At 70.3% G+C, this 14,964-nt stretch carries 15 protein-coding genes; 8 read left to right on the forward strand and 7 right to left on the reverse strand.

What is annotated here, in order from left to right; genetic code table 11:
* The first annotated feature begins 34 nt into the window (after nt 1–34).
* From OOK40_RS12515 to OOK40_RS12525, 3 genes are all read left to right on the forward strand, one after another.
* Nucleotides 35–628 (forward strand): type 1 glutamine amidotransferase family protein, encoded by a 594-nt coding sequence (locus tag OOK40_RS12515; protein WP_266479976.1) that lies wholly within the window; start codon nt 35–37, stop codon nt 626–628.
* The gene (locus OOK40_RS12520; protein ID WP_266479978.1) at nt 625–1,089 is read left to right on the forward strand and encodes a MarR family winged helix-turn-helix transcriptional regulator; all 465 of its coding nucleotides are present in this window, start codon (nt 625–627) and stop codon (nt 1,087–1,089) included. The genes OOK40_RS12515 and OOK40_RS12520 overlap by 4 nt, the downstream gene beginning before the upstream one ends.
* Before the next feature lie 69 nt (nt 1,090–1,158).
* On the forward strand, nt 1,159–2,805 hold the full coding sequence (locus OOK40_RS12525; RefSeq protein ID WP_266479980.1) for a serine/threonine-protein kinase: 1,647 nt from the start codon (nt 1,159–1,161) through the stop codon (nt 2,803–2,805).
* A gap of 67 nt (nt 2,806–2,872) precedes the next feature.
* On the opposite strand, the gene OOK40_RS12530 is transcribed toward OOK40_RS12525, so the two are convergent.
* Together OOK40_RS12530 and OOK40_RS12535 are read right to left on the reverse strand one after the other, a co-directional pair.
* A complete protein-coding gene (locus OOK40_RS12530) occupies nt 2,873–3,229 on the reverse strand; it encodes a DUF6086 family protein (protein WP_266479981.1) in 357 nt (118 codons plus the stop codon).
* Entirely contained in the window at nt 3,226–3,690 is a 465-nt protein-coding gene (locus tag OOK40_RS12535; protein ID WP_266479982.1) for a hypothetical protein, read from the reverse strand. The genes OOK40_RS12530 and OOK40_RS12535 overlap by 4 nt, the downstream gene beginning before the upstream one ends.
* A 156-nt stretch (nt 3,691–3,846) precedes the next feature.
* Here OOK40_RS12535 and OOK40_RS12540 point away from each other — a divergent pair, with 156 nt between their 5' ends.
* Nucleotides 3,847–4,683 carry a helix-turn-helix transcriptional regulator gene (locus tag OOK40_RS12540; RefSeq protein WP_266479983.1) on the forward strand — a complete coding sequence of 279 codons (837 nt, stop codon included), beginning with the start codon at nt 3,847–3,849 and terminating at the stop codon, nt 4,681–4,683.
* On the forward strand, nt 4,680–4,916 hold the full coding sequence (locus OOK40_RS12545) for a DUF397 domain-containing protein (protein ID WP_266479985.1): 237 nt from the start codon (nt 4,680–4,682) through the stop codon (nt 4,914–4,916). Before OOK40_RS12540 ends, OOK40_RS12545 begins: the two co-directional genes overlap by 4 nt.
* A 45-nt stretch (nt 4,917–4,961) precedes the next feature.
* On the opposite strand, the gene OOK40_RS12550 is transcribed toward OOK40_RS12545, so the two are convergent.
* Entirely contained in the window at nt 4,962–5,363 is a 402-nt protein-coding gene (locus OOK40_RS12550) for a hypothetical protein (RefSeq protein WP_266479987.1), read from the reverse strand.
* On the reverse strand, nt 5,360–5,623 hold the full coding sequence (locus OOK40_RS12555) for a hypothetical protein (RefSeq protein ID WP_266479989.1): 264 nt from the start codon (nt 5,621–5,623) through the stop codon (nt 5,360–5,362). Before OOK40_RS12555 ends, OOK40_RS12550 begins: the two co-directional genes overlap by 4 nt.
* 282 nt (nt 5,624–5,905) lie before the next feature.
* On the opposite strand from OOK40_RS12555, the gene OOK40_RS12560 reads away from it, so the two are divergent.
* Both OOK40_RS12560 and OOK40_RS12565 read left to right on the forward strand, forming a co-directional pair.
* A complete protein-coding gene (locus tag OOK40_RS12560; RefSeq protein WP_266479991.1) occupies nt 5,906–7,432 on the forward strand; it encodes a substrate-binding domain-containing protein in 1,527 nt (508 codons plus the stop codon).
* Nucleotides 7,433–7,612: 180 nt separating this feature from the next.
* Nucleotides 7,613–9,610 (forward strand): serine/threonine-protein kinase, encoded by a 1,998-nt coding sequence (locus OOK40_RS12565; protein WP_266479993.1) that lies wholly within the window; start codon nt 7,613–7,615, stop codon nt 9,608–9,610.
* A gap of 119 nt (nt 9,611–9,729) precedes the next feature.
* Here the strand turns inward: OOK40_RS12565 and OOK40_RS12570 are convergent, their stop codons facing one another.
* Nucleotides 9,730–11,475, reverse strand: coding sequence for a serine/threonine-protein kinase (locus OOK40_RS12570; RefSeq protein ID WP_266479995.1), 1,746 nt, complete (start codon nt 11,473–11,475; stop codon nt 9,730–9,732).
* Between the two features lie 221 nt (nt 11,476–11,696).
* Nucleotides 11,697–12,980, reverse strand: a complete 1,284-nt coding sequence (locus OOK40_RS12575) for an adenylosuccinate synthase (protein ID WP_266479996.1) — start codon at nt 12,978–12,980, stop codon at nt 11,697–11,699.
* Between the two features lie 153 nt (nt 12,981–13,133).
* On the opposite strand from OOK40_RS12575, the gene OOK40_RS12580 reads away from it, so the two are divergent.
* A complete protein-coding gene (locus OOK40_RS12580; protein WP_266479998.1) occupies nt 13,134–13,970 on the forward strand; it encodes a diacylglycerol kinase in 837 nt (278 codons plus the stop codon).
* 111 nt (nt 13,971–14,081) lie between these two features.
* Here the strand turns inward: OOK40_RS12580 and OOK40_RS12585 are convergent, their stop codons facing one another.
* Nucleotides 14,082–14,855 carry a hypothetical protein gene (locus tag OOK40_RS12585; protein ID WP_266480000.1) on the reverse strand — a complete coding sequence of 258 codons (774 nt, stop codon included), beginning with the start codon at nt 14,853–14,855 and terminating at the stop codon, nt 14,082–14,084.
* Nucleotides 14,856–14,964 lie beyond the last annotated feature (109 nt).

A 14,964-nucleotide genomic window follows, 5' to 3' on the forward strand; every position in this document is an offset into this window, starting at 1 on the left:
GACAGATTGCTGTCATCGAGCCAGGAGGGCCACCATGAGCACCCGCACCGTTCATCTCGCCGTCTACGACACCTTCGCCGACTGGGAAACCGGCCACACCACCGCGCACCTCACCCAGAACGGCTTCACCGTCCGCACCGTCGGCCCCACCACCGGCCCCGTCACCACCATGGGCGGCGTCCGTATCCAGCCCGATCTCGCCCTCGGCGAGCTCGACCCCGAGGACAGCGCCCTGCTCATCCTCACCGGCGCACACCTGTGGGACGCGGGCGACGACCTCGCCCCCTTCGCCGCCAAGGCGCGTGCCTTCCTCGATGCCGGTGTCCCCGTGGCCGCCATCTGCGGTGCCACCGCCGGGCTCGCCCGCGAGGGGCTGCTCGACGACCGCGATCACACCAGCGCCGTCTCCTTCTACCTCGGCGCCACCGGCTACAAGGGCGGCGACCACTACCGCGAGGCCGACGCCGTCACCGACCGCGATCTGATCACCGCGGGCCCCACCGAGCCCGTCGCGTTCGCGCGCGAGGTCTTCGCCAGGCTCGGTGTGTACGAGGGCGAGAAGCTGGACGCCTGGTACCGGCTGTTCCACGACTCGGACGCCTCCGCCTTCGCGGTCCTCGACTCATGAGCCGCGAGGAACAGGACCTGCTCAGCCGCACAGCCCTCGGCGTCTTCCGGCTGAACGGCCAATTCCTCGCCGTCTCCGAGGAGTTGGCGAAGCCCGCCGGGCTGACCGCGGCCTGGTGGCAGGTCCTCGGAGCCGTACTGCACGAGCCGCTGCCCGTCGCCGGGATCGCCCGCGCCATGGGCATCACGCGCCAGAGCGTGCAGCGCATCGCCGATCTGCTCGTCGAGCGGGGCCTCGCGGCGTACGAAGCCAACCCCGCCCACCGCCGGGCCAAACTCCTGCGCCCCACCGACGACGGCCGCGCCGCGATCACCCGGATCGACCCCGGCCACGCGGCGCTTGCCGCCCGTCTCGCCGAGGCACTGGGCCCCGAGCAGTTCGCCGAGACCGCACGGATCCTGGAGCAGCTCTCCAAAGCCATGGACAGCCTCGGGCCGCTCCCGCCGGATCCTGATCTGTAAGCCCCGGTTCGGCGCGCACTATCCTCGGTCCGTCGGCAGCGAAGCGGTACGGGGGAAGGGCGCACGGCGATGGAGCCTCTGGCACCAGCAGATCCACGGCACATCGGCGAGTACCGCCTGCTGGCCCGCCTCGGCGCGGGCGGCATGGGGCAGGTCTACCTCGCCCGCAACGACCGCGGCCGCACCGTCGCCGTCAAGCTCGTACGCCATGAGCTCGCCGAGCAGGAGGAGTTCCGAAACCGCTTCCGCCAGGAAGTACGGGCCGCTCTGCGCGTCGGCGGCGAGTGGACCGCGCCCGTGCTCGACGCCGACACCGAGGCGCCCGTGCCCTGGGTCGCCACGGGCTACATCGCCGGACCCGCCCTGCACACCGTCGTCTCCGGCGACCACGGCCCCCTGCCCGAGCGTTCCGTCCGTATCCTCGCCTCCGGCCTCGCGCACGCCCTGCGCAACATCCACGCCGCCGGCCTCATCCACCGCGACCTCAAGCCGTCGAACATCCTCGTCACCATCGACGGCCCCCGCGTCATCGACTTCGGCATAGCCCGCGCCCTGGAGACCGTCACCGACGGCGGTCTGACCCGCACCGGCGCGCTCGTCGGCTCGCCCGGCTTCATGGCTCCGGAGCAGGTACGCGGCGACCGCGTCACGCCCGCCTGCGACATCTTCTGCCTCGGCTCGGTTCTCGCGTACGCGGCGACGGGCCGGATGCCGTTCGGTTCGGCGGACAGCGGGGTGCACGCGCTGATGTTCCGTATCGCGCAGGAGGAACCGGACCTGGAGGGCCTTCCGGAGAGCCTGGCCGGTCTCGTACGGGACTGCCTGCACAAGGACCCCGAGGCGCGCCCGACGATCGAGAGGATCCTGGAGCTCACCACCTCCGACGCGACCGCCGAGCCCTGGCTGCCGGGCGCGCTGATCGCCCAACTCGGCCGCCATGCGGTCCAGTTGCTGGAGGTGGAACAGCCGCAGGCAGCGGCGCCGGTCCAGCCGCCGACGATGACCGCGCCCGCCCCCAAGCCACCCGGCCCGACGCCGCTGCCCACAGCGCCCCCGCCGCTGCCCGCCTACGGCTACCCGCACGCGGCGGTCCCGGTCACGCACGCCCCGCCGATGCCGTACCAGCCGATGCCCGCCCCCTACGCGCCCCCGCCCCCGCCTCGCAAGAGGGGCGGCACGATCGCCCTGATCGCGGTCGCCCTGCTGGTCGCGGTGGCCGCGGGCGGCTCGGTGTACGCGCTCATGGGCGACGACGGCAAGAAGTCCCCGGCGGACGCCAAGCCGGGCCCCACGACCTCCGCGCCGACGACCCCCAGCACGAACAAGCCGTCCACGCCCGCCGGTTCCTCCCAGCCCCCGACCTCGCCCGGCACCCAGGAGGGCGGCGTCCCCGCGGAGTACGTCGGCACCTGGCAGGCCTCCTTCGCCACGGCAGACGGCAACAACACCCGCACCATGACGATCACCCGGGGCACGACGGGCACCCAGGTCATGACCCTGTCGGGCACCGGCCCGAACTACGACTGCACCTGGTCCGCCACCCTCCGGGCCTCTGGCCCGCCCCTCGAACTCGGCCCGACCCAGGTCACATCGGGCGACCCGAAGCAGTGCGCCCCGGGCCAGTGGAGCCGCCTGGACATGCCGAACGACACGACGATCGTCCGCGAACTGGTGGGCTCGGGCGGGGCGCCGCTCACGTACACGAAGTCGGGCTGAGCACCGCCCACTTGACCAGCTCCGCCGAAACGGATTCCGGCGGGGCTGCTTCCTGTCGGGCCGTGCCCTATCCCATGGCGCGCGCCAATGCGGCCTTCTCTTCCCCGAAGGCCTCCTCGTGCTCGGGCTTCAGCGTGATAGAGGCCCCTGCGCGCTCCAGGAGGACGAGCGAGGTGACCAACAAGCCGCGCATCAGCCCGTGCGGCACCGGATTCCGGGTCGAGGAGTAGGTGCCGTACAGGCCCTCCACGAACGCCCGGAACGTCGGCAGCTCCACGTCACAGCCGCCTTGATCGCTCGGTGTGAGGCCGGTCGGCAGCTCCACGAACTCCGCCGCGCCCCGCGCAAGGGAGGCGTACAGCCGTCCGCTGTAGTAGCCCGCGTCCCAGAGCGTCTCGCCGTCCAGCTCGAAGGGGTAACTCAATCTGCGATCTCCAGCCTGAAGTCAAGGTCGGGGGGCTCCCGCCTGAGCTGTTTACCATGCAGCAATGCGGCCGCTGCGTTGAGCAGGAGGAGGGGGTGCACGAACCGCCCCTCTGCGGCCGGCGGGAACCTCCAGGACAGCGGCCAGGTGCGGCCGCGCAGGGCGGGGATGGGTACGTAACTCACATGGGCCGGCCCCGAGTTGAGACGGGTCACGCCGCGCGGCCAGGGGCGGTGGGACGTACTCCCCGCCGGTACGAGGAAGTAGACCGACCGCCGCCCGTACGCCTCTATGACGACAGGGCCGGGGTCCCCGCCGGTCATCCGCTCCATCAGATCGGCGAGGCTGCGGCCGTCTTCGTCGTCGACGCGGACAGCGTCGAATTGCACGCCCGCCTTACGGAGCTGGAATCCGGAAGCCGGAATCCAATCGAGGTTCAGTTGGCGACTTTGCGTATCCACAAGGACAGTCTGTGTGACCTCGGCTAGCGTTTTCCATGGCCTTGCGCAGGGCGTCGCGAAGGGGTTGACCTGCGCGAACTGCCTTGTAGACGGGTCGAATTCGGCGGGGACTGATGGTGACCGGTTGAGTCCGGTTGAGTCGATTGGTGATCGCACATGGCACGAGCGGAAAACAAGGAAACGGCCGGTTCGGCGACGCGTTTGGTAGCGGATATCGCCCGCAGGATGCGTGCTCGGAAGGGGTTGACGCAGGAGCAATTAGGGAGCGAACTCGGCTTCTCGGCGGCGGCAGTGAGCGCGATGGAGACGTGTGCGCAGCCCGCCAGCGACGAGATGCTCGTGGAGCTGGAGCGGGTGCTCGGGGACGGGATGGGCATCTTCGAGCAGGCGCGGGAGTACGTACGGCTGGACAAGTACCCGGCGCAGTTCAAGGACTACGCGCTGCTGGAGCAGCGGGCGTTGGGGTTGTCGCTGTACGCAACGCTCGTCGTGCACGGCCTGTTCCAGACGGAGGAGTACGCGCAGGCGCTGATCGGCGGCGGCTATCCGCCGCTCCCCGAGGAGCGGGTGGAGGAGCTGGTCGAGGTCCGGATGGTACGGCGGGCGCTCTTCGAGCGGGAGCCGGTGGCGCTGATCGAGCTGATCCTGGAGGAGTCCGTACTGAGGCGGACGATCGGCAGCGAGGAGGTGATGCGTGGCCAGATGCGGCACCTTGCGGAGTGTGCGCGGCGGCGTAACGTGACGCTGCAGGTCTTGCCGCTGGACTGCGGTCTCAGCGGCGAACACGCAGGCAACAATGGCGGAATGACTCTGGTGGAAACGCCGGACCACGACCACCTGGTCTACCTGGAGATCCAGTTCGAGAGCCTGCTGATCAAGGACCCTGCAAAGGTGAGCACTTACGCGCAACGGTATGCGAAGATCCGGGCACAGGCCCTGGGTCCTCGTGAATCGCTGGGCCTCATCGAGCGGTTGGCGGGAGAACAGCAATGAGCGACACCCTGCGATGGTTCAAGTCCAGCTACAGCGACAGCAGCGGCGGCGAATGCATCGAGGTGGCCTTCGACTGGCGCAAGTCCTCATACAGCAGCGACAGCGGCGGTGAATGCGTCGAGGTCGCCACCTGCCCGGAGGCCATCCACATCCGCGACTCCAAGAACCCCGACGGCCCCACCTTCACGGTCACCCCGACCGCCTGGTCGTCCTTCGTCACCGGCGTCGCCTAGGCAGCGGGGCCCGGGTGCGAGCCGGGCCCCGCGCCGAGTTGGCGGTCAGCGCTGTTCGGGCAGCCTGATCGTCCGTACGAGCGGCATGTCTGCGTACAGCTCGGGTTCTGCGGTCACCACGGGCCGGCCGTCCGGATAGTCAACGGTCGGGCGCGACAAGTGGATCGCGTGCCCGATCCGCCACTCGACCCCGTCACGGATCAGCGCCCCCACCGCGCACACACCGGAGAAGTCCAGCTCCACGATCTCGGCGGCGGGCAGGGCTCCCACATGTTCCGCAAGCCCCTTCCGCATGCCATCGGCAGCCATCAGGCTGAGGGCGGGTACGTACACGTGCCTCGTCGGGCCGTGCTCCGTGTTGGACACAAACTGTGAGGCCAGCCGGTTGCCCGAGCCGAGCGCGAGGAGTGCGGTCTCGTCGTAGATCACCGCGGTGGATCCGCTCACAGACTGTCCACGGGCCGACCGGCCTCGAGCTCCTGCCAGACCTTTTCGGCCCTGTCGTGATCCTCGTCCGTGAGCGTCACACCGAAGTGCGTCTCGCAGTAGGCCTTGGTCTCCTCGTACCGCTTCTGGAGCTCTTCCTTGGTGGGCGTGGCTCCGGCCAGCTCGGCGATTACATCGCGCATCGTCATGCCGCGCTCACGGGCAAGCACCAGGAGGCGGTCGCGGACAGCGGGGTCAACCTTGACGGTGGTGTCAGCCATGACGGCAGTATACCAGCGGTATACCACCTTGGGCCGGTCTAACTGGATGGTCACAACGACCTTCTTCCGCTCGGGGGCAAGTGCTAACGGACTATGCCAGCATCAGAGTTCGACCGCCCGGCTCATCGAGACGCTTCACCCCTCAGGGTGACGGCACCCGCCCCGCTGAACCCCCGGCGAACATCCGGCGTCGGCCCCCTCAAACCCCTCCCCCTCCCCCCGCCCACCTCTTACGGTGGCCGCCCCGCCATGCGTGCGAGCAGACGACGAGGAGAAGACCCCGTGGAGTGGCTCAGTGCCGAGAACGCCGTGGCCGTGCTCACCGCCGCGCTCGGCATCCTGGCCTCTGTGGCCGTGCTCTGGTACGAGCGACGGGTGCCGCGGCGCAAACGCATCGGGTATCGCGTCCAGCTGGACACCCCCATCGGCAGCGACGTACGCGCCGGGCGGCCCAACTTCCGGCTCGGGCTGTTCAATGAGGCCCCGGAGATGTCCGACGCCACACTCGTCCTGCTGCGCATCGAGAACGACGGCTCGCAGAGCATCGCCAACGACGACTACACCGGACGTGAAATCCACGGCCTGACCGCCGAGTTCACCGACCGGACCGTACGGGCCATCGCCGTCACCCAGCCCCCGGGTGCCGAGTATCTGATGGACCACTTCACCCCGGCCGCGGGCATGCGCCACTCCGGCAGCACGATCCATCTGCCGCGGGTCCCGCTCAACCGGGGCCAGCACTTCAAGCTGCTGGTGCTCCTCACCGGCGGCCCGATCGGCTGCGAGGTCAAGGTCACCGGCGGAATCCGCGACGGCGATGTGATGCCCAACCGCAGCACGACGCCCGACGACAAGGCCCCGCTGTTCAGCCGGGCGGCCCGCTGGATCACCGTGCTGCTGACCGTCTGCGTGGTCACGCTCGCCACGATCATCGTCGTACGGGACGACACCCGGCCCCCGATCGGCTGTGCCAAGGGCACGCTGAGGCTGACCGGTTCGACCGCCTTCGCGCCCGTCGTGAAGGAGCTGGCGAAGAAGTACGAGAGGGACTGCGAAGGTTCCACCGTCATCGTCGACGCGCACGGCAGCACTGCGGGGATAAGAGCGCTCGCGGAGGCGGGCGCGCAGTCCACGAAGGGCTCCCCCGCGCTGATCGCCCTCGCCGACGGGCCCAAGCCCGGCGGCTATCCGCAGCTGCGCGAGGACCGCGTCGCCGTCTCCGTCTTCGCGCTCGTCGTCAACGACAAGGTGCCCGTGCGGAATCTGTCGACCGGCGACATCCGCAGGCTCTACCGCGGCGAGATCACCAACTGGAAGCAGCTGGGCGGGCCAGCTCTGCCCGTCCTGCTGGTCAGCAGGGACGCCAACTCCGGTACGCGCGAGGTGTTCCAGCGCCGGGTGCTGCTGCGCAACGAGCCCGCGAACTCCTCGCGCGACTGCGAGAGCAAGGACGACGGCGAGGCGAAGGTCCTGCGCTGCGAACTCGACAGTACGGAACAGGTGCTGGCCACCGTGGCGCGGCTGCCGGGAGCGATCGGCTACAGCGAACTGCGCGCCGGGGCCGGGCTGAAGGGGCTGCACCGGCTGGACATCGACGGGGATCCGCCGTCGGTGGACGACATCGGCGAGAGCAAGTACCCGTACCGGGAGATCGAGTACGCGTACACCTACGGCCAGCCGCCGGCGGACTCACTGGCCTCCAGCTTCCTCGGCTACATGAGCCGGGGGAACGGGCAGGACGTCATCCGCACGCACGGCCACCTGCCGTGCGCGACGCCCAAGGGGCTGCGGATCTGCGGCGAGGGCTAGGGGGTGTCCGGCGGATCAGGCTGGATCAGGGAGCGGCGTCATGCGGCTTCGGATCCAAGGCGGAGGAGGGAGGCATGGCGGAGCCATGCCGACCGACGACAACGCCGGAGACGGAGTCGCAGGGCGTCGCGAGCCCAGCCTGTTCCGCCGGACACCCCCTAGCCTCGTAGGCTTCGGCGCATGGAACAGCTCGCGCCCCAGGATCCGCCCTCCATAGGTGAGTACAGTCTGCTCGGCCGCCTCGGCGAGGGCGGTATGGGACGGGTCTACCTCGCACGTTCCGCAGGCGGCCGCACGGTGGCCGTCAAGCTCATCAAGGCCGAGCTCGCCGGGCAGCCGGAGTTCCGTCACCGCTTCCGGCAGGAGGTGGCCGCCGCACGCCGGGTCGGCGGGGAGTGGACCGCGCCCGTGCTGGACGCGGACACCGAGGCGGCGGAGCCGTGGGTGGCGACCGGGTATGTCGCCGGACCCTCGCTGCTGCAGGTCGTACGAGAGAGGCCGCTGCCTCAGGAGTCGGTGCGGACATTGGCGTACGGGCTGGCCGGCGCGCTGCGGAGTGTGCACGGGGCCGGTCTCGTGCACCGGGATCTGAAGCCGTCCAACGTCCTGGTCACCATCGCCGGTCCCCGGGTCATCGACTTCGGCATCGCCCGCGCGCTGGAGAACGCGTCCGATGAACTGACGCAGACCGGCGTGGTGGTGGGGTCGCCGGGCTACATGTCGCCCGAGCAGATCCAGGGCGAGCGGGTCGGTCCCGCGGGCGACGTCTTCTCGCTGGGCTCGGTGCTGGCGTATGCGGCGACCGGGCGGCTGCCGTTCGGGCGTTCGGACACCGGGATCCACGCGGTCATGTTCCGCATCGTGAGCGAGGAGCCCGATCTGAGCGGTGTGGACGGGGAGTTGCGGCAGCTGATCGCGGACTGTCTGGCCAAGGACCCGGCACAGCGGCCGACGCCGGAGCAGATCGTGGAGCGCACGCGCCCCGCCGATCCGGCCGCGCCCTGGCTGCCCGCGGCTCTGATCGCACAGCTCGGGCAGCACGCGGTGTCGCTGCTCGACGCCGATACGCCGTCCAGGGGCGCCGCCGCGAACCCACCGGCGTACGCCGCCGCCCCGGCACCCGGAACCTCCGGTGGCGCGCCCGCAACTCCCATGCCCGGAGCCCCCTACGGCCCCTGGGTACAGGCCCACCTCACGAGCGCCGACGCACCCGACACCACCGGCACCCAGGCACGCAAGCGCTCCCGGCGCACCGTGGCGATCGCCGGTGTCGCCGTGGCAGCGCTGCTGGGCGCGTCCTTCACCGCCGTCACGCTCCTGCGCGGTGACGGAGACACCGTGAGCAGCCGACCGGGCGGCGGCGGGCCGACCACCGGAGCGCCCGGCGCGGTCGGGCAGGGCAAGGGCAAGGAGTCGCTGTCCTCGTCCGAGCCCGGGAGCGGCGCGAGCGCGGATGCCAAGGACCCGGCAGCCAAGGACCCGGCGGGCAAGAAGCCGGGAGCGCCGGGGAAGCCCGCAGGACCGGCCGCGCTGCCCGCCGCGTATGCCGGGTCCTGGACCGGCAGCGTCTTCCGCGACGGTGCCGACACCGGGTCGGAGCGCCGGATCACCCTCTCCCCCGGCACGGTCGGCGACACGGTCGTCGCGAGCATCAGCGTGGGCGAGAGCTATCTGTGCAAGGGCACCGGCAAGCTGCTTGCGGCAGGCGGCGGTTCGATCCGTATCGACACCGGAGTCACCGCGAGCACGCCCGCCGGAAAGTGTTCCGCCATCGGCGAGCAGACCCTGACAGCGCGCTCCGACGGCACCCTCGCGTGGACGGCGAGCGGCGGCCGGACCTCGACACTGCGCAGGGCGGGCTCCGACCGGATCCCGGGAAGCTTCCTGGGCTCGTGGGAGCGGTCGCTGAGCGGCTCGAAGGGTGCGCAGCGGCTGACCGTCAAACAGGGCGCAGTGGGCAGCAGCGTCATCACCTTCACGACGACGACGGACGGCGCGACCTGTACGTCGGACGCCGAGCTGTTCTCGGCGGGGGACCGCGTCGTGATCGGGCCTTCCCGGGTGCTGAGCGGCGACTGCGCGGCGGCCGGGTCGTCGGTCCTGACGGTGAGCGGCAGCACGCTGACCCGGTCCTTCCTCGACACGGGCAACTCGCCGCGCGAGTACCGGCGTCCGTAAGAACGGGTCGACAAGAACGGGTCTGTGAGAACGCAGAGCGCCCCGGGCGGCCGAGAGGCCGACCGGGGCGAGCCTCAACCCCAGGAACCCGGTGGGTCGAGGTGCGGGAGGAGGGCAGGTCAGCCCCCCTCGGCCGGCATGACCCGGGTCACCTTGCCCTTGGGGTCGGCCTCGATGTAGGCGCTCTCGTAGTCGTCGGCCAGGTAGACGGCGAGGTTCGGCGGCGTGTCGAACGTTTCGTTGCGCCCGTTGACGATCAGGTAGCGTGAGGTCGGATTCTTCACATTCAGGTCCTTCTCGGCCCTGGCCAGCAGAGCAGGGACGACATCCCAGTCGAATTCGTCCAGGCTGAACGGGAGTTCGCCACCCATGAGCGTGCTGCTGATGATGCCCTTGGTCGCCCCCTCGCCGGCGCGGTAGGTCCAGCTGTCGTAGCGCTTGTCGCTCCCCTTGACCATGACGGACACGGAGATGTGCTCCGGGTAGACGGTGAAGTCACCCGCCCTGTTGGTGCCTGTCTTCTCCTTGATCTCCTTGATCGCCATCCGGATGCCGGCGGGCGTGAGCAGGTCGACCTTGTCCGTCTTCTCCGGCTCCGACTTCTCCGGCGAGGCGGAGGATGTCGAGGTCGGTGTCGGGGTCCGCGAGCTGGTGGCCGACGAATCACCCAGTGAGTTCGCGCCCTTGTCATCGCCCTGCCCGCCGCCGTCCGGCAGCAGGGACCACACCAGGACGCCGGCCAGCACGGTCGCGGCGACGGACGACGCGATCGCGATCCGGCGCTTCGCACGGGTGCCCGTCCGGGGCGGTGTCTGCCGTGTAGGACCCATGGGGTAGGGGGTCGGCGGCCCCATGGGGCCGCGCACTGCATCATGCGGAGTCGCGGGTCCGAAGCCCATCGGCGGCCCGAACCCGGGCGGTGCGGGCGGCGGGGTCGCCGGTCCTGGCAGCGGGGTCGCCGGTCCCGGCGGGGGCGTCAGCCGGTACGACGTGGTCCCCCCGGTCCCGCTCTGTGTGCCTGCCTCACCCTGAGCCGCCTCCGCGAGCATCCGGTCGACGGTCTCAGGGTCCGGCCGCGCGGCCGGGTCCTTGACGAGAACGGCGGCCAGTACCCCTGCCAGCGCACCCGCCCGGCGGGGAGGCGGAAGCTCCTCCTTGAGCACGGCGGCCAAGGTCGCCAGCGTCGTCCCCCTGCGCAGCGGATGGTTCCCCTCGACGGCGACGTACAGCATCATCGCCAGTGACCACAGGTCCGAGCCCGGGCCGCCGTCGTCGCCGGAGATACGCTCGGGCGCCATGTAGTCGGGCGTGCCGATGATCGACCCGGTCATGGTCAGCGAGGTCGACTCCCGGATCGCCGCGATGCCGAAGTCGGTGAGGACGGGGCGCCCGTCGGGCCGCATCAGGACATTGGCGGGTTTCACGTCACGGTGCTGGATGCCGACGTCGTGCGCGGCCCGCAGCGCGGCCAGCACGTCCCGCCCCATCCTGGCCGCCTCGACCGGCGTCATCGGCCCCTTGTTCAGCCGGTCCTGGAGCGATCCGCCGGTGACCAGCTCCATGACGAGCCACGGATAGGTGTGCTCGGCGCCGTCCACAATGTGGTGGATGGTCACCACGTGGGGATGGTTGACCCGGGCGAGCGCCCGCGCCTCCCGCAGCACTCTCTCCCGCAGCATCGCCGCGGCCTCGGGGTCGTGCTCGGCGAGCCCGGGATCGGGCGGCCGCACCTCCTTGAGGGCCACGGCCCGGTCCAGCGCCAGATCGCGCGCTCGCCACACCATGCCCATACCGCCGCCACCGAGCCGGGCCTCCAGCTCGAAGCGCCCGTCGATGACCCGTCTGCCGGATTCCCCGTCGCTCATGGGCGGGAGCCTACGAGGTGCCGGTGACACAGCCCTGCGCAGGTGCCTCCATCGTTACCCCGGCCGACGCGCTGTACGTCGGCATGCGTGGGTCGCACCGAGGAACTCGCCGAAAGCGCCGGGCCGTTCACCACCAAGGTGACCTGGCGCAACGCCGAGGGACGACACGAGGCGCCCCGCACCATCCGGGGCGCCCCTAGGGCCTGTCGTTCGAATCCCTGTTACAGGAACGAGTTGATCTCGATCGTCTCGGTGCGGCCCGGGCCCACACCGATCGCCGAGATCGGCGCGCCCGACAACTCCTCCAGCGCCTTCACATAGTCCTGCGCGTTCTTCGGCAGGTCGTCGAAGGTCTTCGCCTTGGTGATGTCCTCGGACCAGCCCGGCAGGTACTCGTACACCGGCTTCGCGTGGTGGAAGTCGGTCTGGGAGTACGGCAGCTCCTCGACCCGCTTGCCGTCGATCTCGTACGCGACACACACCGGGATCTGCTCCCAGCCGGTCAGGACGTCCAGCTTGGTGAGGAAGAAGTCGGTCAGGCCGTTGACCCGCGTCGCGTACCGCGCGATGACCGCGTCGAACCAGCCGCAGCGGCGGTCACGGCCGGTCGTCACACCGCGCTCGTGGCCGATACGGCGCAGCGCCTCGCCGTCGTCGTCGAAGAGCTCCGTCGGGAAGGGACCCGCGCCGACGCGCGTGGTGTACGCCTTGAGGATGCCGATGACCCGGCTGATCTTCGTCGGACCCACGCCCGCGCCCGTACAGGCGCCGCCCGCGGTCGGGTTCGAGGAGGTGACGAAGGGGTACGTGCCGTGGTCGACGTCGAGCAGCGTGCCCTGGCCGCCCTCGAAGAGGACGACCTTGCCCTGGTCGATGGCGTTGTTCAGGATCAGCGTCGTGTCGGCAACGTACGGCTTGATCTGCTCCGCGTACTGGAGCATCTCCTCGACGATCTTCCCGGCCTCGATCGCGCGCCGGTTGTAGACCTTGGCGAGCAGCTGGTTCTTGGACTCCAGCGCCGCCTCGACCTTCTGCTCCAGGATCGACTCGTCGTAGAGGTCCTGGACGCGGATGCCGACGCGGTTGATCTTGTCGGCGTAGGTCGGGCCGATTCCGCGGCCGGTCGTGCCGATCTTCCGCTTACCGAGGAACCGTTCCGTCACCTTGTCGAGGGTGACGTTGTACGGAGTGATCAGATGGGCGTTACCGCTGATCAGGAGCTTGGACGTGTCGACGCCGCGGTCGTTCAGCCCGCTCAGCTCGGAGAGCAGAACCGCCGGGTCCACAACGACGCCGTTGCCAATGACCGGGGTACATCCCGGCGAGAGGATTCCGGAAGGGAGGAGATGCAGCGCATACTTCTGGTCGCCCACGACAACCGTGTGGCCGGCGTTGTTGCCGCCCTGATAGCGCACCACATAATCGACGGATCCACCGAGGAGGTCGGTGGCCTTTCCCTTGCCCTCGTCACCCCACTGAGCACCGAGCAGCACAAGTGCGGGCACAGGCGTACACCCCTTCCGGGCGGGGCAAGACCAAGGTCAGGGGGCCTGAGCCGTGCCTGAGTCTTCGGACCGGTTGCCCCGGAATAGACGAAGCCCCTGGCGCAATAGCGCAAGGGGCTCTTGCACAAAGATGCTACCCGAGGAAGGACCGAGGTGTCGGCTCACGACCAGCTACTGGTGGTCATCGACCCGGTCGCCCGCCGGAATGACGGCGAGTCCGTGCGGATCGCGAAAGATGTGCTGTGTGGCGGGTCGGAGGCGAAAATCTGTCTCCCCGAGGGGCCGGAGGAATTCGCGCGGGCACTGGCCCGCAGGGGGTCGCGCAGGCCCGTGGTGGTGGGTGACGACCGGACGCTGCTGCGTGCGGTGGCACTGCTGCACCGTGACCGCTGGCTCGGCGACGGGGCACTGGCGATGGTCCCGGTGGGGCCTTCCGTAGAACTGGCGCATGCGCTGGGGGTGCCGCGGGGGGCGGTGGCCGCGGCCCGCGCGGTGCTCGACGGGGTCGTACGGCGGCTCGATCTGCTGGTGGACGAGAGCGACGGGGTGGTGCTGGGGGATCTGGCGATCCCGGCTGCCGCGGGGCCGGTGGCGGTTCCCACGGCGAACGGCGCGGGCGGCGCGTCCGTGTGGGACACCTGCCGCTCGCTGGTGCGCACCCTGGTCCGCCCGGCACCGCCCGCTCCCGCGGTACGGACCCAACGGCTGCGGGTGGAAGCCGACGGGGTGCTGCTGACGGACCTGGACCGCCTGGTGGAGGCCGTGACGGTACGGGCGGGGGGCGGGCGCGCGGAGGTGATTGTGCGGCACGGCGCCCACACCGAACCGGTCATGGCGCGGGCCCTGACGGTGACGGTGTCGGGCGCGGACTTCCGCTACCGGGCGGACGCACTGATCACCGGCCCGGTCCGGACCCGGACATGGACACTGAGACCGGGTGCGTGGGGCCTGACCCTGCCGTCGACGGCGGGCGCGGCGGGGGGCGGGTAGGGCCGGGGCCGCACAAGCGGGGGACAGGCGGGCGAAAGGCGGGAGCGGCCGAGAGATCAGGCCGTGAGAAGCGTGGCGCCGGGCCGTCGGCCCGGCGCCGGGGTCTTCGGGTCAGTCGGTGCAGCCCTCAATGGCCGCGCTGCAGTTGTTCGGGGTGTTGCCGGTGACGGCGGTGGCCAGCAGGGACACCGAACCGCTGCTGTTGTTGATGCCGCCGTCGGTGTCGGCGCCGCCCACCGAGGTGTTCAGCGTCACCGCCGAGTAGTTCATCAGGACAGTGCCGCCGAGATTCGCGACGCCGCCCCCGGACAGAGCGGTGTTGTTCCGTACCGTGGAAGCGTTCAGCGTCAGCGTGGAGCTGGAGAAGTTGGCGATACCGCCGCCGACATCGGCGGTGCTGGTGTGCACCGTGGAGGCGTTCAGCGTCATCGTGCCGGCGTTGAGGACGGCGCCGCCGTAGAAGTTCGCGTTGCTGTCGCGCACGGTGGAGGAGTTCAGCGTCACCGTGCCGTTGTTGAGGAGACCGGCGCCGTTGTCGGCGGAGCCGTTGGTGATGTCCACGGCGGTGATCTGCACGTGGGCACCCGCGCCGACGGACAGGGTCGTACCCGCGGCATTGCCGTCGAGAACCGCGCCATTGAAGCCGACGAGGCTGAGGTCCTTGTCGACGGTGAAGTTGCCGACGCAGGTACCCGCAACCATGATCATCGACCCCGAGTCCGCGCTGTCGATCGCGGTCTGGAGGTTCTGGCCGGGGCAGTTCACGATGGTCTGGGCCGAGGCGGGCGCGGCCGAGACCACTCCCGCCGTGGCCGCGGTGACCGCGACGGTCACGGCCGGCGCCCAAAGGCGCCACGCTGCGCGAGTCGCTCGCATCTTGAGCATGCTGATGTCTCCTGTTCGTCTGCCGGGTCGCCCGGCGCGAGGGCATGGGTGCCCCAACCGGCCGACAACCGCAACCCGGGCGGCGCACCCGTCCCACGAACGGCCGGAG

It is taken from the genome of Streptomyces sp. NBC_01481, assembly GCF_026339995.1.
Taxonomy (GTDB): Bacteria; Actinomycetota; Actinomycetes; order Streptomycetales; family Streptomycetaceae; genus Streptomyces.

Bases quoted from the DNA above. Each gene is read 5' to 3' on its own strand.
- OOK40_RS12515 (WP_266479976.1), top strand. From the start codon at position 35: ATGAGCACCCGCACCGTTCATCTCGCCGTCTACGACACCTTCGCCGAC.
- OOK40_RS12520 (WP_266479978.1), top strand. From the start codon at position 625: ATGAGCCGCGAGGAACAGGACCTGCTCAGCCGCACAGCCCTCGGCGTC.
- OOK40_RS12525 (WP_266479980.1), top strand. From the start codon at position 1,159: ATGGAGCCTCTGGCACCAGCAGATCCACGGCACATCGGCGAGTACCGC.
- OOK40_RS12540 (WP_266479983.1), top strand. From the start codon at position 3,847: ATGGCACGAGCGGAAAACAAGGAAACGGCCGGTTCGGCGACGCGTTTG.
- OOK40_RS12545 (WP_266479985.1), top strand. From the start codon at position 4,680: ATGAGCGACACCCTGCGATGGTTCAAGTCCAGCTACAGCGACAGCAGC.
- OOK40_RS12555 (WP_266479989.1), bottom strand. From the start codon at position 5,623: ATGGCTGACACCACCGTCAAGGTTGACCCCGCTGTCCGCGACCGCCTC.
- OOK40_RS12565 (WP_266479993.1), top strand. From the start codon at position 7,613: ATGGAACAGCTCGCGCCCCAGGATCCGCCCTCCATAGGTGAGTACAGT.
- OOK40_RS12570 (WP_266479995.1), bottom strand. From the start codon at position 11,475: ATGAGCGACGGGGAATCCGGCAGACGGGTCATCGACGGGCGCTTCGAG.
- OOK40_RS12585 (WP_266480000.1), bottom strand. From the start codon at position 14,855: ATGCTCAAGATGCGAGCGACTCGCGCAGCGTGGCGCCTTTGGGCGCCG.